Here is a 23,822-nt window from a genome sequence, read left to right as displayed (position 1 = left end):
AATTGTTATCCATTCCTTGCCGAGAAAGGCTTGATAACTTCAAATTGATTTCTTTCACAAACATCTAACAAGTCATACCCATTTATAATATTGTTCATTTTCTATAATAAACGATTTTATTTACGTAAAAATGGAATTTGTTCTTTCGATATCCAGTTTAGTTTCAGTGCACATATGCCATATAACACTGAAGCTATACTTAGCGCTACAGCACTATATATCATTGCTAAAATCCTGGAATCTGTCACATTGATTAATGTGGACACAAAGTATAATGCTATACCTAAAATACTAGATACTCCAATCACAGCCAAAAATTTCCCTATAGCTATTGGATAGGAAAGATCTTTTCTAATATAAATATGATTTGCGATACAAATCATTATATAAATAATTAGAGTACTATACGCTGCTCCATTTATACCGAATTGGTTTACTAGCGCTATATTTAATATAATTTTTACAAAACTTGCACCGATGACAATCCATGCTGCTCGCATCGAACGATTAATCCCTTGCAAGATTCCTATTGATAATACCATAAGTGATGTGAAATACGAGCTACCAATTAAAATAGCTAACATGCCACTTCCTTTTGTATCTGTAAATAATGCAACATTAAGCGGTACTGCAAGCGCCATAAGCCATATCGTTATCGGCATTGTTAAAACGTGCGCAAATTCATTTGTACGTTTTACTGTCAGTTTAGCTAAAGCTATATCTTTTTTTGTTAAAGCAGCTGTTAATAATGGAATTAACGGAAATACTATCGCACTTGCAAATACAACAATTAATTGCGTAAATGCAAAACCACGGCTATATATACCAAATTGTTCCTGAATCGTTGTAGAAGATTCATGTAATACATGTGGAATTGTTACAGAATCAACTAAATTTAAAACAGGCATCGATAACGCTCCAATTGCAATTGGAATTGAAACACGGAGTATGTTTTTTGCGTTTGTCTTAAAATCTTGTAATGAATATGTTTCGCTCTTATAGCGATACGTGCTTTTTACATATTTCATTCGCAAATATATGAGTGACGTAATAACACCAAAACAAGAACCAATCATCGCTCCGCCTGTTATGATATCACTACCTTTATTCAAATATACAAATATAAAAGCAATTGTTAGCATAAAGAACACGCGTATCAACTGTTCAATTACTTGTGATACACCAGTAGGTATCATATCTCCGAACCCTTGGAAATATCCACGGTACACTGCCATATATGGTGCGATTAATAAAGCAAACGAAGTAACAATTAATGCTAGCCTCGTCTCTTGCCCACCAAGCATATTTGCAATGCTACTCGATCCAATGATAATAATTAAAAATCCGAATATCCCACATATAACACCGATAATAGATGCTGACGTAAACAATTTAGCAATTCCGTCCCGATCATTTTTTTCATGAAGTTCAGCAATTAGCTGGGATATTGCTAGCGGAACCCCCGCTACTGATAAAGTTAAGGCTATCATATATACAGGAAAAACGAGACGAAAAATCCCAAGTACTTCATCTCCCGCTATATTTTGCAATGGAATTTGAAAAAAACTCCCCACCACTTTCGATAGGAACGTTGTAATGGTTAAAATTGCAGCGCCTTTTACAAACTTTTTATTCATCTTCTATCTCTTTTCTTTCAAATATGATCTAAATAAATATCAAGTCAGTATTCTTGCTTAATCTAGAGAAACTTCACTCTATTTCATTTAGTTATCATACCAAATTTCTTATATATTGAATACTCTCGTTCCAAATATAATATGTACAAAACAAGATTATTTCCATCCTGTTTTCCCTTAAATTTACTACTTTTACTTATTCAAGATAAACCTGTAATATAATGTAGCTCTTGTCAGTAAGAGGAGTATTTACAACATGCTAAATTCAGTAAAAAATTCTCGAATTTCCCTTTCTTTAGAAAACGAGATACTAAAGCGCTTTGCATACGAAGAAGTTGAGAAAGTCGAAAAATCAGACGAAATAGGGCTTATTCAACCATCTTAAGTTTATGATTTCGTTAACCGTACACAATTAATTTGTGAAGGTAGCCATTTCTCAATGCGTGAATATAATTTGAAGTTAGATGATGTAATTGATGCTCAACGGATTTACAACATCCAGATATAAGGGTTTCTCACATAAACAACACATATACAAACAATAAGAACCTTCACACTCTATAACGCAATTCATGTGAAGGTTCTTATTGTTATATTGCCTTAACTTTTAAAAACTGTAATTTCTCTTTTTGCTCATCATTCGCCATCATCACTATCGTCTTTTCAACATGCGGATGTACATGTTCAAGTGTCACACTCGCTCCTACTTTATCCGATTGCTCAACAAAGTTTAATAGCGCCATAGCTCCTGATACATCCATATAGCGTACATCTTTCATACGCAAACTAACTGGAGACTTCACATCTTGTAAAGAAGCAAAAATACGATCTACTGATAGAAATGAAAGTGGTCCCTGAATCGTATACGTCGCTTCTTTTTCTTTTATAATAGAAGCTTTACGTTCTTTACACTTCACCATGTATATAATGAAAGAAAGAATAATGCCAAACGCAACAGCAACCATTAAATCGAATTTCACTGTCACAAACATCGTCACGAACATAACAATCACATCACCCTTTGGAGCTACATGCGCTTTCCTCATACTTTCCCAATCAAACATACCTATGCCAGTTAAAATTAAAATGCCCGATAATACCGCAAGCGGAATATATTGTACCACTGAACCAAGTCCCATAATGAAAATGAATAAGATGACGCTATGCATACAAGCTGAAAGTGCCGTCTTCCCCCCACTTCTTATATTGACGATGGATCTAACAGTTGCACCTGCTCCTGCTAATCCGCCGAACAAACCGCTCGCAATATTACCAATCCCTTGTCCGATTAACTCTTTATTACTTTTATGACGTGTCCCCGTCACATTATCCATTACGACAGACGTTAATAATGAGTCAATTGATCCTAGTAAAGCAATACTAAGCGCTGGTAATACAAGTGCTAACATACCATTTGCGTCTAAATTCGGTACGTGAAGAGATGGCATCGCCTCTGGAATTGCACCTATCTTTTCAATCATCTTATTTAAAGAAAGAGTTCCGACAACTGGTAAGTTTACCGTAATTCCTTGTAGCATAGAGGAAAATAACGGCAACGTTACTGTAACACCTACTAATGCTACTAAACTTGATGGAATGGCCTTAATCCATTTTCCAGAAACAATCATTACGATGATCGTTAATAACACAAGCAGAAAGCTATTTTGTACGTGCTTCATTTCACCTAAAATAATAATCAGTGCAATCCCATTCATAAACCCTGAAACGACAGGATACGGAATGTAACGAACGTAAGAACCAAGCTTACATACACCGAATAAAATTTGAAATAACCCTGCCATCATAAATGCAATAAAACTTGCTTCTAATCCGTGAGTTGCAATAACGCCTGTTGCAATAACTGTAATCGGCCCAGTAGGACCCGTTACTTGCCCCGGTGTACCACCAAATAACGCCGCAAACAAACCTGCAAAAATCGCACCATACAATCCGACTAGCGCTCCCTCAGACGTTCCCGTTGCGGCAATACCAAATGCAATTGCTAGCGGCAAAGCAACAATCGCAACAGTAAACCCTGCTAAACATTCCTTTGCTATTTTTTGAAACATATAAATAACCACCTTCGTATAAAGTGAAACTTTAATCAGTGGGGGTTTTGTTCATCCCCCACTGATTATTAGCCCGCACCAATCGGGCGTTTACGGGCAGTTGATCTCCCACCTAACTTCTTTGCTCCACCTAAATTTTGAGGTGGGAGTCTTACTGCCCGTTAATGCGGGATAAAGTCCACGTTCCATTGTACATCTAAAACAAATCATTCGTTAGCGTATTTATAAAAAACTCTTTACAGTCTCGTGAAGTAAACGCCTACATTTATAAATAGCCTTCCCAGGTCAACCTAAAAAACAGCAATATGACGATTCTACTTTTGGAAACAAACTTGACTATGCTATAATGAACAAATTAAATCTTTTACTATATACTTGGAGGCACTATGCTAACTTTTGAAGAAAAATTATCAATTATTGAATCTTTCCCGGAATTAGAAAGAAAGAACGTATCATTAAAACGTGTAAACTTTCACTTTGAAGAAAGTCGTTTAGATAAAAAGAACGTTGTATATCATTTACACCCCAATGGAAACGGATTTGTATATGCAAACTTCATTAAAGGTTATAAAACAGATGATAAAGGCATGATTAACATCCGTGAGTTTTCAGAAGAAGAACTGCGTTCATTAATTGAAAAAGTAATTGAACGTCTATCACAGGAGCAAGAGGAAATTGTAGCACCAATGGAACCTGCTGCCGAAGAAGAATGGCGTAACGAAGATGGTCATATTCTTACTCTTATCTCAGAGGATGACATGTGGAACGTTTACGCTGGCGTAAACTTAGACGGTACATTCAACTCTTATCCAGAAGCTGCGGAATACCTTGATGAAGAAGGTTTCTCACGTAAATAATACGTTCCTTACTACTAATGAGGCCGTCCCATTTTTTTGGGACGGCCCTCTTTTTATTAATAGGTAGGGTATCATCCTTCTTAATCGGTGGTTACTGGTTAGGGGAAAACTTAGAAGATATATTCATGGTACTTGAACAACACATTTGGAAAATTATCTTCGGTATTATTATCATTACGCTAATCACCCGATTTCGCAAAAAATTAAAGCATGTGATTTTAAAACGTATAAATTAAAACAATAATCATTTCATTTAAATCTTTCATCAATAAGTAGCATCCCACTTAGCTTCGTACAAAAATAATAAAAAGCGGAGACTCCTAGTCTCCGCTTTTTCACATACATTTTGTTTACGAACTAACTCTCACCATTAATTTTTTTGCGTCTAAACAACCTCGCGCCCAAAATTAATGCGAACATACCTGCAATAATAGAAGTAGATTCAGTTGATGCTCCTCCTGTTTGAGGAAGTAATTTTGATTGCTTATTATTTTCTTTACTAGATGGTACTTCAGATTTACTTTGTACATCTTGTTTGTTTGGTACTTCCGGTTTCTCTTTTACTTCTGGTTTGCTTGGTACTTCCGGTTTCTCTTCTACCTCTGGCTTGTTTGGTACTTCCGGTTTCTCTTCTACCTCTGGCTTGTTTGGTACTTCCGGTTTCTCTTCTACTTCTGGTTTGTTCGGTACTTCTGAATGCTCTTCCTCTGGTGTTACCAAGATCTCCGGTTTTTCTGTTACCTCTGGTTTCTCAAGAACATTTGGTTCTTCTGTCACCTTTGGTTCTTCCGGTTTTACTGGCTCTTCCATCTCTTCTGTTGTTTCTTCTTTATTTTCTTCTTCAATCGGTGTTACCAAGATCTCCGGTTTGTCCGTTACCTCTGGTTTCTCAAGAACATTTGGTTCTTCTGTCACCTTTGGTTCTTCCGGTTTTACTGGCTCTTCCATCTCTTCTGTTGTTTCTTCTTTATTTTCTTCTTCGATCGGTGTTACCTCTACTTGCGGTTTTTCTGTTACCTCTGGTTTCTCAAGAACATTCGGTTCTTCTGTCACCTTTGGTTCTTCCGGTTTTACTGGCTCTTCCAGTTCTTCTGTTGTTTCTTCTTTATTTTCTTCTTCGATCGGTGTTACCTCTACTTGCGGTTTTTCTGTTACCTCTGGTTTCTCAAGAACATTCGGTTCTTCTGTCACCTTTGGTTCTTCCGGTTTTACTGGCTCTTCCAGTTCTTCTGTTGTTTCTTCTTTATTTTCTTCTTCGATCGGTGTTACCTCTACTTGCGGTTTTTCTGTTACCTCTGGTTTCTCAAGAACATTCGGTTCTTCTGTCACCTTTGGCTCTTCCGGTTTTACTGACTCTTCCAGTTCTTCTGTTGTTTCTTCTTCAACCTTTTCTTCTTCTGGTTTCACCCAAATTTCCGGTTTGTCTGTTACCTCTGGTTTTTCTGGCTTATTCGGCTCTTCTGTCACCTTTGGTTCTTCCGGTTTTACTGACTCTTCCAGTTCTTCTGTTGTTTCTTCTTCAACCTTTTCTTCTTCTGGTTTCACCCAAATTTCCGGTTTGTCTGTTACCTCTGGTTTTTCTGGCTTATTCGGCTCTTCTGTCACCTTTGGTTCTTCCGGTTTTACTGACTCTTCCAGTTCTTCTATTGTTTCTTCTTTACCTTGCTCTTCTACTTCTGTTGCTTCCTGGATCTTTATATTTGTAATATCATATCCGTTAACTTTCGATTGATATCCTGATACTGCTTGTTCTTTCACTTCATATTTATGAGCTTTTCCCTCATTATCAACTGCTGGTAACTTTTCAAACTCATATTTCCAATCATTTGCTGCGGTAACTTCTTTCGTTGCAATGACTTTACCATTTTGCAGTAAATCTACTTTAATGTTTTCTGGGCGATCGCTTACTTTGTCGCCTTTCCACGTTTTTATTCCTGTAACAGATGTAGTTTTCAACTTATTTGGAACCATAAGTTTTATTCCATTTACATCATCATTCTTAATCGTAACGGGAATTTTTGCGTTTGGATCAAACTCTACATAGTTCGGTGCTGAAATTTCTTGCACATAATAATTACCTGGAGTAAGGTTTGGTGCTTCAACTACTCCATCTCTATTTGTTGTATAAGAATCACCAATTTGCTGACCTGATTCCTTATACAACTTAAACGTAACACCTGGAAGGAGCTTTGTTTCATCTCCGGCAATGTGCTTCACGATTCTTAACGTTCCTTTAGGAGGTAAATCTCCGTCAGCACCCCCACCTGTGTTTATATTATCAGCCCAGGCCTGCTCTGAAAACTTTACCGGCTGCTCATTTAAGATTTGATAATTAATTGTATAATTATTGAAAAAAACTTTTTGGGTCATTCCACTTTCAGCTACAGTAGCTGTATACCTTAAATTTATCTTCTTACCGCTACTCTGATCTTTATAAAACCTAACTTCGAAAGAATTACCATTAAAGGTAATCTTCCCATAACCCCCATCATTAAATTGTTGAGGTGTTAAAGTTTGATTTCCAACAGTTATACTAAAACCATCCTGATCCAGCGTTTGCCCCGACTGTAAAGTATCAGTCAAAACTATATCAGAACTCAATTGTTGCTGGTTATTATTTAGAGGTATTTCCCACTTCACTTTAGTTGGAGCATCCGCATCCATTCTACCTGCTTTATAGACAAATGGTGCTGTACCTTCACCACCTTCAGTTGGACCCTTAATTGTGATCCCTTGCGTTTGTAATTGTGTACCTAAGTTTGTATCAACTGTAAGCGTTTGTCCCGTTGCTACATCCTTAGTTGCTTGAACTCCAAAATAAAAATACCCTCTAATATTTTGAAGTTTTTCAACAACATCGCTAAATGTACATACCACATTCGTTGACGTCACTTGACAAGTACCAAAGGTTACAACTAAAGAATATTTGCAGCATCAAACTATCTTTAATCATGCAAAACAAAGCAGTAAACAACACGATTCATTAACCATATTGTTCTCTTGTTTTGGCAGCCAACAATAAATATTAGTACTTATAAAGATGCATTACAAGACTGTTCATTTATATATTAATTTGTTACTATATTCATGCTACCAAAATATACTAAATGATCAATTCCGTCATACGGTCATCTGACGACTGACCATTTTTCCCTTTCGAATATTATCCAGTACCATTCTCCCCTAATAACTTTACTGAAGTACGAACATATTCTGAAATGACACTCCCATATTTACTATTTTAATATTTCTCATCACTTCAAAACCCAATCCATTTAACACGTATCATATGATTTTGAAATTAAAAGGTAAGCAATAAAATATATTCCACTATAATAATAAGAAGTAATTATTAATAGAAGGTACATACATTTTTTTAAGCATGCTATCTCCTCATTTTCAATAATTTCACAATAATAAGGCTACCTTTCCTTATTAAGAAAGGTAGCCTTATTTGTATAGACGACTGCTCTACTATCTAGTTTTTCGCACCTTTCAGCGACTCTCTTAGCACAAATTTTTGTAATTTCCCACTCGCATTACGCGGAAGTTCATCCACAAATAAGTAATGACGCGGACGTTTATAATCTGCTAATTCATCACTTTCTTTACAATACGTTTCTAAATCAGCTTCTGAAATATTTTCATCTTTCTTTACAACGACCGCAACGACACGCTCTCCCCATAGTTCATCTGGCTCACCAAGTACTGCAACATCTAATACACCAGGGTGACTATGAAGGAAATCTTCAATTTCGCGAGGATAAATATTTACACCACCGCTAATTACCATATCATCAACGCGGTCTGCAACGAATAAATAACCGTCTTTATCGAAGTATCCTAAATCACCAGAATGATACCATCCTTTATACATCGATTTTGCATTTGCTTCTTCTCGATTATGATATCCAGCCATCATAGTTGGGCCGCGCAAAATAATTTCTCCTACTTCATAAGGAGGCAACATATCATCTGGCTCTGCCGGTGCATCTTCGTTCGGTTTCACAATTCGAATTTCATGGCTAAAGCATGGTGTTCCTGCTGAGCCAGCTTTCGTGATCTGATCCTCTTCTACTAGAAACGCAACTACTGGTCCCATTTCTGTCATTCCGTAAATTTGAACAAGGTCAATATAAAGACGTTCTTTACATTCCTTCACTAAAGCTGGAGCCATCGCAGCCCCGCCATATACACCAATCTTCATTGAAGTTAAATCATACTTAGTTAAATCTTTTTGCAGTAACATATTCCACATCGTCGGTGCAGCAAAAAACGTCGTAATCTTCTCTTCTTGAATGGTATGTAATACTCTATCCGTATCAAAATGATGTAAAATAACATTCTTTCCGCCGACTTGAATGCGCGGTATGATTCCAGCGTTTAACTCGCCGCAATGATATAAAGGCGCTACTACAAGCCCGACGCTATCCCTGTTATATTTTATGAAATATGTACAAATCATACTATGCTCAGCCATATCACGATGGCGATGTAGTACGCCTTTCGGCTGACCAGTCGTACCACTCGTATAAAGCATAGAGCAATAATCCATTTCATCGACTACAATATCTACTTTTTCAGCTGATGCTTCATTTACCTTTTCATGGTAGGAACTAGCATAGGAAGGTGCATCGTCTTCTACATACCAAAAAGACGAATTTGGAAAATCTCGTTCAATCATAGCAACAGTTGATTCGACTGCTTTTTCAAATACAACTACTTTCGAGGCTGCATCTTGGAGGATATACGATAATTCTTTTGCTTTTAAGCGGAAATTAATTGGGTTAAATATCGCGCCAATTTTCGCACACGCTAAGTAAACGTTTACAAATTCACGACAGTTATATAAGTAAACAGATACACAATCTCCCTTTCTTACTCCTTCTTTCAATAGAGCTTGCGCCGTTTTATTGATTTGTTCATCCCACTGTTTATATGTCCAGCGAATATTTTTTTCTGGTTCTACTAACGCCTCTTTATTCGGATACTTGCCAACTGCCAAATCAAAAATTCTCCCTATCGTCATGTACATGCCAACAATTTCCCCCTTTTCTCTTTCATAAATCTATCATTTCGTCTATAAGTAGACATTGTCCTCTAATAATATGACTAATTTTTCTGATTATTATCGACATAGTTTTACAAATGGACCGCTCAACGGTAAATGAAATTATATAGACGATTTTTAAGATATATCGACTTACCAACAAAAACTGACAATATCAATCCCTATATGAAAAAGAGACTGTTCCAAATCGGAACAGTCTCCTTATTCTTACACGAATAGCTCTTCTAATATTTTCAGTTTATCTTCTGTATATTTCACGAAGCCATCGTTATATGATTTTGGATCTTTCGGATTCGCAAAGTGTGTAATTGCTCCTGTTTGTGGGTGAACAAATTTACTTGATGCACCGCAACCAAGTCCGATAATCGATTGTACTTCTTCCATAATAACAATATTGTAGATACTTTCTTGCGTCGGTATTGCATACCCAACGTTTTCTAAGTTACCTAAAATATTTTTTTGACGATATAAATAGTATGGCACGTAATTATGGTTCTTCGTCCACTCTTCCGCCTCATGCATCATCGCAGTAATTTCTTCGCGACCTGCTACTTTATATTTACGTTTGTTTTGCGTCATTTCAGAAGCGCGTTTAAATGATAACGTATGAACTGTTAACGATTCTGGCATTAACTTTTCTGTTTCATCTAACGTGTGCTTGAAGATGTCTAATCCTTCACCAGGAAGACCAATAATTAAGTCCATGTTAATATTGTTCATTCCCATTTCACGTGCTAAATGATACTTCTCAATTGTTTCTTCTACAGTGTGATGACGTCCAATTGCCTTTAGTGTTTCTTGATGATATGACTGCGGATTAATACTAATACGGTCAATATTCCATTTATTCAACACTTCTAGCTTTGCTGGTGTGATCGTATCTGGGCGACCTGCCTCAACTGTTACTTCACGCACATCTTTCACATCAGGGAACGCTTGGTACATTTCTTCATAAAGCATATCCATCTCTTCTGCTGTAATACTCGTCGGTGTACCACCGCCGTAATAAATCGTCGTAACTGTAACACCTTTTTCTTTTAAAAACTTACCAATTTCACGAACTTCATAATGTAACCCGCCTAAGAACGAATCAACTGATCCTTGGCGTCCGTTAATTGCATAAGCCGGGAACGTACAGTACGCACATTTTGTAGGACAAAACGGAATACCGATGTAAATACTTACTTCTTCTTTCAAGCGGTATAAATCTGGAACAACCGCTAATTGGCAATCAACGATACGCTGAAGAAGCTCAATTTTTTCTTCATGAATTAAATAACTTTCACGAAGTTCTTTATGCGCTTCTTCTTTTGACATACCATTTTGAAGCAATTTGTGAAGAAGCTTCGTTGGGCGTACCCCAGTTAATATTCCCCAGCTCTGTTCAAGCCCAGTTAGCTGTTGAAGTACAGAAAGATATACGTAAGAAACAACATGTTTCACTTGTTTCATACGTTCTTTTTCTTCTGTGAAAGCAGATAAATCTTTCGCGAATGTTTCTTCATACACATTTCCGGTTGCAACATCTGTTAAACGAGCCGATGCTGTCACATTACCTTCTATCTGTATATCAACGATAAGATTTGCTTCTTCTTTCTCAAATCCTATCGTGCTCTCTTCAAAAAATAAACCGCCAATATTTTGTAGCGGACGTAAAAAACGATCATCTTGTAACGTTTTAATTGAAATTAACAACATTATCACCTTTTCATTTGCAAACTCTCTTTAGTTTACTTGAAGGGCGTTTGCAGGTCAATACAGAAGGTTTTACCTTATTTCTTCTATTAAAAACTTAAAGGCATAAGAGATAACATTTCTCTTATGCCTTTTATAAACCTATTAGCTATTTTTAATCATAAATCTTAAACGTATTCCTAATAACACCAGAATTACACCTATAAATGGAAGGTAATCCGTATTATGCCCTGTAGCTGGAAGTTTTTGATTATTAGAACCGCCTTGTTCTTTTTCTGGTAAGTTAGGCTTTCCTGCTTCTTCACTTGAAGTTTCTGTTCCTTCACCTGGTTTTTCTGTTCCTTCACCTGGCTTTTCTGTTCCTTCACCTGGTTTTTCTGTTCCTTCACCTGGCTTTTCTGTTCCTTCACCTGGCTTTTCTGTTCCTTCACCTGGTTTTTCTGTTCCTTCACCTGGCTTTTCTGTTCCTTCACCTGGTTTTTCTGTTCCTTCACCTGGTTTTTCCGGACCTTTTCCTGTTTCTTTTTCATTGGTAATTTGAAGCTTTATAACTTCTACTTTCTCATTAGAAATCGTAAATTCAATTCCCTTATCGGATAAATTATATCCTTCTGGAGCCTGGACTTCTTTTAAAACGTAATCTCCTGGTTCCAGTTTCTTCGAAGTTGCTTTACCATTTTTATCTGATGTTAATGTGTCTATCTTCATTCCATCTTTCAGAATTTCAAACACTGCACCTTCTAATTTTTTATCTGTATCATTAGCATCTATCTTTGTAATTTCTACTTGACCTGTGATTTTTTCTTTCACTTTTTCATTCAATACTTCTTGCTTCACTACTTCATTTGCTACAACATTTACTTCTACTATAACTTCTATCGCTTTGTAGCCTTCTGGCGCTTTCGTTTCTTCTAATGTGTACTTTCCTGGCACTAAGTTTTCGAATGTCACAACACCATCTTTATTTGTTGTCTTCGCCTCTCCAACCACTTGACCATTTTCGTTTTCCAGTCTGAATTCCGCGCCTTCTAGAACTTTTCCACTCTCTGCATCCCTTTTTATTACTTGTAAGCTTCCTAGTTCTTTTGCATTTTCTACTTGTACTTGTACTACTTTGTTTGCTTCCACAACAATTTCAATTTCTTCTTTTAATAATGTATATCCTTGTGGTGCTTTCGTTTCTTTTAATGTGTATTTTCCTGGTTCTAATTTCTTAGAGATTACTTTACCTGTTTTATCTGTTTGTAACGTCTCTACGTTCTTACCATCTTTATACACTTCAAATTCTGCGTCTGATAAAAGCTTCGTTTTATCGTTTGCATCTACTTTTACGATTTCAAATTGACCTGTTACTTTTTCGTTCGTAACTTCTTGTTTTACTACTTCATTCGCTACAACATTTACTTCCACTTTTAATTCTACCGCTTTGTAGCCTTCCGGCGCTTTCGTTTCTTCTAACGTGTACTTACCTGGCACTAAGTTTTCGAATGTCACAACACCATCTTTATTCGTTGTTTTCGCTTCTCCAACTACTTGACCAGTTTCGTTTTTCAGTCTGAATTCCGCGCCTTCTAGAACTTTTCCACTCTCTGCATCCTTTTTGATTACTTGTAAGCTTCCTAGTTCTTTCGCATTTTCTACTTGTACTTGTACTACTTTGTTTGCTTCCACAACGACTTCAATTTCTTCTTTTAGTAATTTATATCCTTTTGGTGCTTTCGTTTCTTTTAATTTGTATTTTCCTGGTTCTAATTTCTTAGAGATTACTTTACCTGTTTTATCTGTTCGTAATGTATCTATTTTTTTACCATCTTTATACACTTCAAACTCTGCATCTGATAATACTTTCGTTTTATCTTTCGCATCTACTTTTACGATTTCAAATTGGCCTGTAGCTTTTTCAACGATCTTTTTATTCAACACATCTACAGTCACTGTTTTATTAGCAGCTACATCAACACGAACTGAGCTAGATGATAGTTCATAACCTTTTGGTGCTTCAACTTCTTTTAATGTATATGTTCCAACTGGAAGTTGTTTTGATAAAGCTTCACCTTTACCATCTGTAATAATTGTTCCAACAACATTTCCATCTTTATCTATAACATCAAATTTTGCACCTGGTAGAAGTTGACCAGATTCACTATCTTTTTTCAATAATTTAAATTGGCCATTCTCTACTTTTTTCGTATTCTTCATAACAATTTCAATTACGTTTGTACTATCAATTGTTACTTTTACTGGTGTATCAACTTTTATATATCCTTCTGGTGCACTTATTTCTTTTACAAAATAGTCACCAAGTGGTAAATCCTTGACTTCAGCAATACCCTTTTCATTCGTTGTAACACTAGCCACAACATTATTGTCTTTGTCTATAACATCAAATTTTGCATCTTTTAAAACAATGTTTTCATCGTTTGCATCAACTTTTTTACTTTGTAAATTTCCTTTTTCAACTGATGGATTATTCCATTTCGGCCAGTTAAATTTAAAATTATGAACCTCAAACCCACCTCTTTGGTGTAATCCACCAACAAAGGCTTGTCCATTAATAGAACCACCCTTTGTCTCTACAACAGCATTTGGAGCAAATACACTTCCTACTACGCCATATCCTTTTGTTGATATCTTTGTAGCATTCGGAAACACCCAAATTACTTTACTAGCTAACTCAGTAAAAGGTGAATTAGGATCATATGCTTGTGATGTATTAATTAAGTCTGTTGCCATCCCAGTATTTTTCGTATCGTACAAAATTGCACCACTACCAAAATTCACTTCTTCTGCGTCTGAATAAATAACAATAAAGTCTTTGTTATTTACATTCGGAAGATAAACATCTCTTACATCAAATGTTTTCTTTCCTGTTAAGCCTGAAGAAACATAAATATTAGGATTGTTTACATCCTCTCCGATACCAAAACTCATATTAGGTTTTGGTTTACCAGTATGTAATTGACTCGCATCCCCAATTACACCATCAACGTCTTTTCTAAATTCTTTAAATTTAGCATCAATCTCCGCTTGCTCTTTATAAGAGATACGGTCATATGATGATTTCATTGCGCCTTCTGGGTCACCATCTTTTGTCATCGCCACTGTTCCATCTTGGATGATTACTTGCCCTGCTCCCGCTTTCGTAAATTGACCACCCAGTAATAATGATGGATATCCTTCATCTTTCCATGTTGCTCCAGCTAAGTTGTTTGCTCCAGTTGCAGCCGCTACGACTGTATAACTTGATGCGTTCATGTTCTTTTGAACAGCCATCGCACCCTCAATATCCGCACTCGTTGCACTATGATCACCAAAAATGATTGCGTTATAATAAGATGTATCGCCTAAACCTTTTAATTCTGTTGTAGCTGCCTCTGCTTTATACGGTAAATGGATTAAAAAATTCATACATACTAACAATATAATTATAAAACTACTGCATATCTTTTTTACTTTTTGACTTAATGATTTCCTCAAGAAATTCATTCCCCCTTTTCAAATTTCAAAAACTTATAACAAGAAGTACATTTCAGATGTACTTAAAACCTATTCAAACTAATTTACAAATAATCCATTTAAATAAAACAAAGAAGCTCTACAACTAATTGGCGAAACTACTACAATTCATTTTTGAGATAATACGTGAACTAAACTAACATGCGGGAGCACTTTTGCTTATGGGAGCTCAATGAAATTAACCTGAAGAATATTTCATGTGGTGTAACTGTTTTGGCAACATCATCCACTTTACAACAGTTTTCTAAAGTATTCAAGTTAATTGTATGTATTTCAGACACAATTCACCACCTGAAACGCTTTCATTTTTCATTGGAATATGAATTTAAGTTTTTTAAATCAGGTCGACAAAAAAACGTAGCCAAAAGGCTACGTTTTTCTTTCATCGTTTCGGTGTATGTTTATGATTCTTTAAAAAAGGAAGCGGGAATTGCTTACGAAAATGCTCTTTAATCATATACTCTACGCCGTTCTCAGTATTAGAACGTGTAATCCAGTCTGCGGCCTGCTTTAATTCTACAGGAGCGTTCCCCATTGCTACCCCGAGCCCAACATTTTCAATTACCTCTAAGTCTTCTATGCTATCTCCAATCGCAACCATTTCACTAAGGTTAATATTTAAATGCTCCCCAAGTAATTGTAAACCACGTAGTTTTGATACATTTTGAGGGAGAATTTCTATACGTCTCTCATCACACTCGACGTACTCTACATCTTGAAATGCCTTTCTTAACGTATTCATCCCTCTTTCTTTTTCACCTTTCGTATGGAAAACGATATCAATTTTTGGTGCAGCTACTGGATGATCACGCAGGGCATCCCCTAGCGAATCTACAAATTGAACCGGATAAAATAACGGATCTGCGCTTGATAACACAGTACGCGCAATTAAGTTTGGTGTATTTCTCTCACGATTCCCAATTGAAAATCGTTCATGAGAAATGCGAACATTACAATCAAAATGCTCTAACACTTGCACGATATTAAAGGTTTTCTCTTCAGACAATCTCCTTTGAGCGAACGGTTTATCTAACGATGCTGAAACGAAAGCACCACCGTGTGTAACTAATATAGAATCTAATTTTAACGCCTTCGCTATTTTATGAGCGGATTGAAAATTACGATTCGTAAACAATGTAACGTATACATCTTTTCTTTTCACAAATTCAATTGTTTCCCGTAACCCTTTTGCAATTTTTCCGTTGTTGTATAGTAGTGTCCCATCTATATTAAGAGCTAGTAAGCGATAAATCATGTCGCACTCCCCCTCTTCGCTGTTGTACTCTATCCATAATTTATGAAATAAATGTAGTAAATAGAACGAGTTAGAATTACTACTGGAAATTTGGTTTACTATATACATATACAACCGGCAAAGGAGATAGTACAATGCAGGCACCACCTTCTTTTTATGAAGGCGATACGTTAGAGATCGCAAAGAAGTTACTCGGACATAAACTCGTTCATATTGTAGACGGCATAAAGCGGAGCGGAATTATTGTAGAAGTAGAAGCATACAAAGGTCCAGATGATAAGGCCGCTCATAGTTACGGAGGCAGACGGACTGATCGAACAGAAGTAATGTTCGGCGCACCAGGACATGCTTACGTATATTTAATTTACGGTATGTATCATTGCTTTAACGTAATTACAGCACCAATCGGCACCCCACAAGGAGTTCTCATTCGTGCTCTTGAACCTGTAGATGGAATCGAAGACATGAAACTAGCGCGCTACAACAAAACCGACATTACGAAAGCTCAGTATAAAAACTTAACAAATGGCCCCGGAAAACTATGCCGCGCACTCGGAATCACTTTAGAAGAACGCGGCATATCACTTCAAAGTGACACGTTACATATTGAATTAGTTCCTGAAGGAGGCCATTTATCATCCACACATAACATACTAGCTGGTCCTCGTATTAACATTGATTATGCAGAAGAAGCCGTTCACTATCCATGGCGGTTTTATTATGAACAGCACCCGTTTGTTTCAAAGTAAAGAAACTATCCTATAAGTTGGTTTCACTGACTTATAGGATAGCTCTTTTTTTGCATAAAAAAATCGCCTCACCCTGTATATTTACAAGTGATCAAACTAACAAAAATACGAAGGCAATTTCGTAATTCATCGCAAATCAAAAAGCCGAAATCCAGGCTTGGATTTCGGTTTTGTATATATAGAAAGAGCCATTTTCTCTCCAAAATCCCCAAATGCAGTTCACCTCCGAAGAGGAAATCCTAAAAAAACATTAATTTTTTTCATGAATTTTTTAATGCATTATAATTATCTAAATTGAATTTCGACATAATGAAAATTCCTGTTGGAGTTAAAAATTGAGAAATAGATTGTATGACATGAGGTAATTTCGCTGGCTCAATAGGATGTGATAGTAGAATGTACTGGAATTTTTCATCTGTAAATACCTCATGTAACTTGTCATACTCACCAGAAGTTGTAGGAGCTACCCTATTTGCTAGAGCTGCCGCTTTTTCATTAATTTCTGCTCCGAATAAAGAAACTGCCCAATAACACCTTTTCATTTCTAATAAAGTTACAAAATTCTGCATCCCTTGCATATCCTTATAAAAGGTCGGTATAGCAGTATAGTAAGCAGCACTATTAGTGACGGGTCCTACAGCTCCAGTATCTTCGTTTTCATACAAACACCGAATTAAGTTTCTTAACCAATTTTTAGTTACGACCACATCATTATTTAATAATAGAATATTATCACCTTTTGCCTCTTTAATTCCCTGGTTGCATCCCTTTGGAAAACCCATATTCCCAGCATTTTACACTAGTATAATATCCGATTGTTTTTGTAACCATTCTACAGTACCAGCTGTTGATGCATTATCCACAACTATTAACTCATACTCTTGTTCCACTGTATAAGTTCTAATACTTTTGGAGGCATTCTTTTGTGTATTGTAATTGATTATGAGTTAATATAATTATACTTGTGAGCATGAATCAAATTCCTCTCAGCAACCGAAATGATTATCTAGTATTGTTCAATACTATTTTTTGAATAAACCATCAAAATATTTTCTATTATATTCAATACTTGGATTATTAGGTATGAACTGTGCAGCTTGTTCGTTGTGATAAATTGCCTTTTCATATTCTTTTATTCGATCATAACAAATACATAGTTGAATATGCGGCAACCATGTATGACACTCTTCCCGGACAAATGGAGAATCTTTTGATCGTGGTCCGTCAATTGCTGCATGGTACCAATATATTGCTTTTGCATATTCACTTTGTTGCAAAAATACACGTCCTAAGTGGCAACAAAGTTCTCCTCTAGGTGTGTCATACATAAATGATTGTAAACAAGAACGAATAGATTGTTTTAAGTTCCCCAATTCAAAATAACATTCGGCTCTTTTTAAACAAGCTTGAATATTATCTTCAACCCAACCTTTTTCTTCATCTAAAAATCTGGAATACCACTTAACAGCCTTATCATATAATCTGTGATCCTTACATTCATTTGCATAATAGTACACATCGCGGGGACTAAATTCTTTTCCACTCTCAAGATGTTTTTCGTATATTTGTAAATTACGATTAGTATATGCTTTTACTTTTTTATGACTTACCCCTACATCACTATTTATAAGATTTCCATACACCTCTAAATATTCATGAACAAATCCATACCATTGAAAATTTTTACTTCTGTTGACTAATCGATATCTCCTTAAAGAATGTGTTGGATTTCCTTCTATATCAAAAGTTAAATAATATTTCATAGATACTGCATCCGTACTACGATCTAACGTATGTTTTAACTGTAGCAATTTCTTTCTATCTTCCGTATCTATTATGTCATCTGCGTCTAGCCAAAGAATATATTCTTTTGTAGCTTTAGAAAATGCAAAATTTCGTGCCGCTGAAAAATCTTCAATCCATTGAAAATCATAAACTTTCGCGTCGTACTTCTTCACAATTTCTTTTGTAGCATCTGTTGACCCTGTATCTACAATAATAATTTCATCCACAACACTTTTGACCGATTCTAAGCATTTTGATATAGTTTGTTCCTCATCTTTTACAATCATGCATAGACTAATAGTAATTGAGTTTTCCATCATATCCCCCCTATCCTTTTGATGTATATGTTTGGAGGGAAATTTATATTTCTTTTGCTTCAAAATTGAATTTTCATTTTACAAATGAAACATAATGAGGCCTGCAGTGAAATTAGATAGGGGGATTTCACTCGAAGATTGTGAATCAATGAAAAAAACCGAAGCCTGAACAAGACTTCGGTTCTTTATATAGAGAATACATAATTTCGATTCCTTTTTACTCCGCACCTTCCGCGGTCTCAATATCATTCTCTAAGTTTTCTCTTGATAATTCCGCCGCCATAAAATCAGCTGTTTCAGGAAGTGCTAAATGCATATGAGCTTTTTGACAAATTTGGATCGTACAGTTTTCTACAACATAGTCGAAAACATGTCCGCCCCCGCGAATTTCATCATCAATGTAATGTAAGTGGAAACCAGCTACACCAATACCTTGCGCGTAATCCGGTGTCCAAAATCCAGCCATCGTTCCATCCGTATCTTTAAATGAAAAAATCGTTTGTGATTTCGTCACTTCAACGAGCGGCGTATACGGTTTTTCTTGTCTTGGAACAGTTCTCGTTCTAACTTCACGGAACGTACCGTCCATTCGAATCGCATAAAATAAGTTTTTACTTGGCATTAATTCATGTAATAATGCTTCCACTTCTTCACGATGCATCGGACGCTCTACCGTATAACTCATTTCTTTTTCAAAAAACGTTACAGTCGCAAACGGTGTTGTTTCTTCCGGCTCTACCTTTTCCGCTGAACCGTCTGAACGTAAATGATAAAACTCATTATCAAACGCAATCATTTCACCATCTAATTGATCAAATGTGCCGATGCCAAAATCACCACGTTCTTTCAGTTCCTCAAAGTTAATAACACCATCATATATACCATCTAATAACGCAAGCATTGTTGAAGTTTGATATACTTCATTACTCGTTTTCGTTCTTTTTGCATCAATATCAATTAATTGTGCAACAGTCATCTCAGCCATGCCTCCATTAGTTTAATTGGTTTGGTAATAATTTTTCGCTTAATTTAATGTTGTCACGGTAGTCAATTGGAATATCAATAATGACAGGACCTTCTGCTTCTAACGCTTCTCTCAATACACCTTCTAATTCGTCTGGTGTATTGACACGAAGACCTATTGCTCCGAAACTTTCTGCATATTTCACAAGATCAACATCGCCAAACTCTGTAGCTGATGTTCTACCGTATTTCATCATTTGTTGGAACGCAACCATATCATATGTACCGTCTCTCCAAACGAGATGTACAACCGGTGCATTTAAACGTACCGCTGTTTCTAACTCCATCGAAGAGAATAAGAAACCACCATCACCTGACACGGAAACAACTTTTTTTCCCGGTTCAACTAAAGTAGCGGCAATTGCCCAAGGTAGTGCAACACCTAACGTTTGCATACCGTTACTAAATAATAGTCTACGTGGTTCATAAGAACGGAAACATCTCGCCATCCAAATAGAATGTGAACCGATGTCACACGTAACCGTTGTATCGTCACTAATTAAAGAACGAAGTGTACGAATGACTTGAAGCGGATGCGTAACACCTTCAGAAGCACGATTTGGAACTTCCGCTTGCTCTGATAATTTCGCACGTAATCGTTCTAAAACTGCTTCTGATTTCGCATTTAATACAAGCTTCGGTAATTTCTCTGCAATGCTATTTACAGTTAAAGCGATATCGCCAATTAATTCACGCTCTGGTTGGTAATCATGATCGATATCCGCTTGATGATCATCAAGATGAATAATCGTTCTGTCTCCAAGTTTATTCCAGAATTTCGGATCATACTCAATCGGATCATAACCGATTGAAATAACAAGATCGGCTTCTTCTAGTAAAATATCACCTGGTTGGTTACGGAATAATCCAACGCGGCCGAAGAAATGATCTTCTAACTCACGTGAAATCGCGCCAGCTGCTTGATATGTTTCAACGACAGGAAGTTCTGTATCAGCAATTAATTCACGAACAGCTTTCGTCACTTCATTCGTGCTCGCTCTCATACCGAGTAAAATAACTGGTAATTTCGCTGATTTTATTTTTTCTACTACATATGTAATTTCATGTGTGGGAGCGATTCCAAGCTGTGGCTTAGAAAGCGCTCCGATAGACTCTACAGTCGTTTCCGCAGTCATAACGTCTTGCGGAAGACTTACTAAAGTTGCTCCCGGATTTGTGGAAGTCGCACTTCAAAATGCATTACTTAATGCTTCTGGCACATTATCTGGATGCTCTACTTCTACGCTATATTTTGTGATTGGTTCGAATAGTGCAGCATTATCCATAGATTGATGCGTACGTTTTAAGCGGTCAGTACGCGGAACTGCACCAGCTAAAGCAACAACGGGATCACTCTCCGCATTCGCAGTAACAAGACCTGTCGCTAAATTCGATGTCCCTGGTCCTGAAGTTACAAGGCATACGCCTGGTTTCCCTGTTAATCTACCAATAGCAGCTGCCATAAATGCTGCGTTTTGTTCATGACGACAAACAATTAACTCTGGTCCTCTTTCTTGCAGTACATCAAATACAGAGTCAATCTTCGCTCCTGGAATACCGAAAACATGTGTAACACCTTGTTTAATTAAACAATCAACAACAAGATCTGCTCCTTTTGTTTTTGTCTTCACGTCGTTTGCTTTTACACCTGTACTCAAACTAATCATCCCTTTATTTCATAATGTGTGTAATAAAGATTTTTAATTTCACAATATTAATTAATGTAGTGAAGTATTGTTTATCATTATATTACAAATGCATTATTTTTCCAATGATATGAATTTGACAGTATTTTGACAATCATTAAAGAATACGCTTACAATCTTTTATTTATCTTAAAATACCATTCTGATATCCTCCTCTAGAAATATATAAAAAGACTTTCACCTATTCATGGTATTAACAATATTACAGTACCTCGCAAAGAATACTAGTAAGTGGTATATTTGTAAATAATTGAATACCCAATAATTGGAATGTAAGTTTAGATTAGTATATATCCCGTAAATATATACACTTCAAAAGGTGCAGAAAGGTTATGCTATTTACTCAAAAACAGATAAGATTCCCAGATGTGATTAATCATTTTATAAAGGAAAGTGATTGTAATGAACAAAAGTGAATTTTTAGAACAACTTAGTTCCTCCCTACGAAATATGCCTAATTTAGAAAAGAAAGATATTATCTCGGAGTACGAAACTCATTTTATTAGTGGTAAACAGGACGGAAAATCTGAAGAAGAAATTTCTAAAAAGCTAGGAAACCCTAAAACTATCGCTAAAGAACTTAATGTTACATATGCAATAAGCAACGCTGATCATAAGCGAAGCCTTAAAAATATCATAACAGCAATATTTTCTGTTATGAGCTTAAGTTTTTTAAACTTTATATTTATCATTATCGCCTTTTTCTTATTACTCTTCTTATTACCGATTCTTCTAGCACTTATAATTGCCACTCCATTATTAATCATTTCACCTATTTTATTAATAGGGTTAGGATTTTTTAACGGGTTTCATCAAATCAGTTATTCCAATGTCTATAATGTATTCATAGCTTTTTGCATCGGCTTACTAATATCCGTAATATCTTACCAAATGATAAAACATGTATACTCACTTTTAGTAAAGTATTTAAAATGGAATTTAGCCGTTTTACAAAGATACTAATGAATGAAAAAGGAGATTAAAATGAAGAAATATACTTTATATCCACTCATACTGCTTACTCTTTTATTTATATCAGCTTGTTCACACAGTGCACAAGCTAATGATACGAACAATACACAATCCGATAAATTAGACGATGTACAATCTATTAAAGATGTTACTATTAAAATTCCAGAAAATATATTTAACTCTCAAAAAAAGAACGAAAATATTAATGAAGACGAAATGAAACAAAATATAAAAAATTATTTAGATTATAGCGGAGAGTTATTTGAAAACATCGTTCCCCTTTCATCAGCCATGTCTGACGAGAATATCACTGAATCCGACCGAGAGAAATTAAAAAAACTAATAGATTTAGCAAAACAAAATGATGCAAATTTCCATGATTTTATTAGTAACAATACTATACCTGATGATTACAAAAAGCCTTCGAAAGAAATCTATGAATTTATTTCATCGTCTACCGCACTTTCAATAGAGCTAGATCAAGAAATAGAAAAAATCGCTCAAGATGGTAACTTGTTCAAGGCCGATTTTTCTTTTACAAAGCGCTTTGAGAAAGTTAATGGTAGAAAGCAAAAAGAAATTGAAAAGTTTTTGAAAGAAAAAAATATTAGAACTGAGTATTTCAACAAGTAATGATATATGTAAAAGAGAAATTGAAAGATACATCATATACTCCCTTCAAAATATTCACTAACACATGGCTATTTTGAAGGTTTTTTTTGTGGAAGGACTATCAAATTTCCTACACAAAAAACGCCCCTATAGTAGGAGCGTCTTCTATCATTACGCTTGTTGTTGCGCGCTATATAATTCTTCAAGTGGCTGCATAATGATTTTGTTAACGTCAGTGATAACGATGTTTAAACGTTGCTCAGTTTCCATTAACTTTGTGATTTTAGCATCTTGTTGAATACGAGCTACAACTTCTTGTGCTTTTTGGTTATCTTCTTCAGTGATTTCTTGGCCTTGCATCATTTTTTGTTGTAAGCCAAGTTGCATCGCGCGGAACTCTTCGAATAAGTTCTTTGACTCTGCATCTCCTTGTACTGCTGCGTAGCTTGCTTTTAGTGTTTGGAAATCTTCGTTTTCAGCGATTGCTTTTTGTAATTCATATGCAACATCATGAATGTTTTTTGTCATTTTATTTTCCTCCTTTAGAAGGCTAGCGCT

14 protein-coding genes and 4 pseudogenes are annotated in these 23,822 nt (G+C 35.9%); 6 read left to right on the top strand and 12 right to left on the bottom strand.

Annotation, left to right across the window (positions count from 1 at the left end):
* Positions 1 to 116: 116 nt before the first annotated feature.
* Positions 117 to 1,637 carry a polysaccharide biosynthesis protein gene (locus BWGOE10_RS04235; RefSeq protein WP_070141052.1) on the bottom strand — a complete coding sequence of 507 codons (1,521 nt, stop codon included), beginning with the start codon at positions 1,635 to 1,637 and terminating at the stop codon, positions 117 to 119.
* A gap of 274 nt (positions 1,638 to 1,911) precedes the next feature.
* Between BWGOE10_RS04235 and BWGOE10_RS33225 the strand changes: the two are divergent.
* Positions 1,912 to 2,139, top strand: a pseudogene (locus BWGOE10_RS33225) (hypothetical protein); the annotation flags it as partial.
* Between the two features lie 88 nt (positions 2,140 to 2,227).
* On the opposite strand, the gene BWGOE10_RS04225 reads toward BWGOE10_RS33225, so the two are convergent.
* Positions 2,228 to 3,706, bottom strand: coding sequence for a SulP family inorganic anion transporter (locus tag BWGOE10_RS04225; RefSeq protein ID WP_070141050.1), 1,479 nt, complete (start codon positions 3,704 to 3,706; stop codon positions 2,228 to 2,230).
* Positions 3,707 to 4,092: 386 nt separating this feature from the next.
* On the opposite strand from BWGOE10_RS04225, the gene BWGOE10_RS04220 reads away from it, so the two are divergent.
* Complete coding sequence (locus BWGOE10_RS04220) at positions 4,093 to 4,563, top strand: hypothetical protein (protein WP_016103847.1); 471 nt, start codon at positions 4,093 to 4,095, stop codon at positions 4,561 to 4,563.
* Between the two features lie 68 nt (positions 4,564 to 4,631).
* Positions 4,632 to 4,799: pseudogene (locus BWGOE10_RS33220) on the top strand (DedA family protein); the annotation flags it as partial.
* Between the two features lie 121 nt (positions 4,800 to 4,920).
* Here the strand turns inward: BWGOE10_RS33220 and BWGOE10_RS04215 are convergent.
* From BWGOE10_RS04215 to BWGOE10_RS04195, 5 genes are all read right to left on the bottom strand, one after another.
* Positions 4,921 to 7,455 (bottom strand): Cna B-type domain-containing protein, encoded by a 2,535-nt coding sequence (locus BWGOE10_RS04215; protein ID WP_081340015.1) that lies wholly within the window; start codon positions 7,453 to 7,455, stop codon positions 4,921 to 4,923.
* Between the two features lie 586 nt (positions 7,456 to 8,041).
* Positions 8,042 to 9,598: a fatty acid--CoA ligase gene (locus BWGOE10_RS04210; RefSeq protein ID WP_070141049.1), complete on the bottom strand. Its 1,557-nt coding sequence runs from the start codon at positions 9,596 to 9,598 to the stop codon at positions 8,042 to 8,044.
* A 243-nt stretch (positions 9,599 to 9,841) separates the two neighbouring features.
* Positions 9,842 to 11,332, bottom strand: a complete 1,491-nt coding sequence (locus tag BWGOE10_RS04205) for a coproporphyrinogen III oxidase (protein ID WP_002010930.1) — start codon at positions 11,330 to 11,332, stop codon at positions 9,842 to 9,844.
* Between the two features lie 141 nt (positions 11,333 to 11,473).
* Positions 11,474 to 14,815: a SpaA isopeptide-forming pilin-related protein gene (locus BWGOE10_RS04200; protein WP_070141048.1), complete on the bottom strand. Its 3,342-nt coding sequence runs from the start codon at positions 14,813 to 14,815 to the stop codon at positions 11,474 to 11,476.
* A gap of 412 nt (positions 14,816 to 15,227) precedes the next feature.
* Entirely contained in the window at positions 15,228 to 16,100 is an 873-nt protein-coding gene (locus tag BWGOE10_RS04195; RefSeq protein ID WP_070141047.1) for a Cof-type HAD-IIB family hydrolase, read from the bottom strand.
* Positions 16,101 to 16,234: 134 nt separating this feature from the next.
* Between BWGOE10_RS04195 and BWGOE10_RS04190 the strand changes: the two genes are divergently transcribed.
* Entirely contained in the window at positions 16,235 to 16,849 is a 615-nt protein-coding gene (locus BWGOE10_RS04190; protein WP_070141046.1) for a DNA-3-methyladenine glycosylase, read from the top strand.
* Positions 16,850 to 17,109: 260 nt separating this feature from the next.
* Here the strand turns inward: BWGOE10_RS04190 and BWGOE10_RS04185 are convergent.
* From BWGOE10_RS04185 to alsS, 4 genes and pseudogenes are all read right to left on the bottom strand, one after another.
* Positions 17,110 to 17,821 (bottom strand): annotated as a pseudogene (locus BWGOE10_RS04185) (glycosyltransferase family 2 protein).
* A gap of 50 nt (positions 17,822 to 17,871) precedes the next feature.
* Positions 17,872 to 18,951 carry a glycosyltransferase gene (locus tag BWGOE10_RS04180; RefSeq protein ID WP_070141045.1) on the bottom strand — a complete coding sequence of 360 codons (1,080 nt, stop codon included), beginning with the start codon at positions 18,949 to 18,951 and terminating at the stop codon, positions 17,872 to 17,874.
* A gap of 217 nt (positions 18,952 to 19,168) precedes the next feature.
* Positions 19,169 to 19,927 (bottom strand): alpha-acetolactate decarboxylase, encoded by a 759-nt coding sequence (gene alsD, locus BWGOE10_RS04175; RefSeq protein WP_070141044.1) that lies wholly within the window; start codon positions 19,925 to 19,927, stop codon positions 19,169 to 19,171.
* Positions 19,928 to 19,943: 16 nt separating this feature from the next.
* Positions 19,944 to 21,632: pseudogene (gene alsS, locus BWGOE10_RS04170) on the bottom strand (acetolactate synthase AlsS).
* Between the two features lie 450 nt (positions 21,633 to 22,082).
* Here alsS and BWGOE10_RS04165 point away from each other — a divergent pair.
* Positions 22,083 to 22,643 (top strand): HAAS signaling domain-containing protein, encoded by a 561-nt coding sequence (locus BWGOE10_RS04165; RefSeq protein ID WP_070141043.1) that lies wholly within the window; start codon positions 22,083 to 22,085, stop codon positions 22,641 to 22,643.
* A 21-nt stretch (positions 22,644 to 22,664) separates the two neighbouring features.
* Positions 22,665 to 23,285: an NDxxF motif lipoprotein gene (locus BWGOE10_RS04160; RefSeq protein WP_070141042.1), complete on the top strand. Its 621-nt coding sequence runs from the start codon at positions 22,665 to 22,667 to the stop codon at positions 23,283 to 23,285.
* A gap of 150 nt (positions 23,286 to 23,435) precedes the next feature.
* On the opposite strand, the gene BWGOE10_RS04155 is transcribed toward BWGOE10_RS04160, so the two are convergent.
* Entirely contained in the window at positions 23,436 to 23,792 is a 357-nt protein-coding gene (locus BWGOE10_RS04155) for a YlbF/YmcA family competence regulator (RefSeq protein WP_070141041.1), read from the bottom strand.
* Between the last annotated feature and the right edge of the window lie 30 nt (positions 23,793 to 23,822).

Origin of the sequence: Bacillus mycoides, assembly GCF_001757995.1 — a bacterium.
In the GTDB taxonomy this organism is placed as follows: domain Bacteria; phylum Bacillota; class Bacilli; order Bacillales; family Bacillaceae_G; genus Bacillus_A; species Bacillus_A mycoides_B.
Note: the sequence above shows the minus strand (reverse complement) of the source record. Positions and strands in the feature narration are given on the sequence as shown.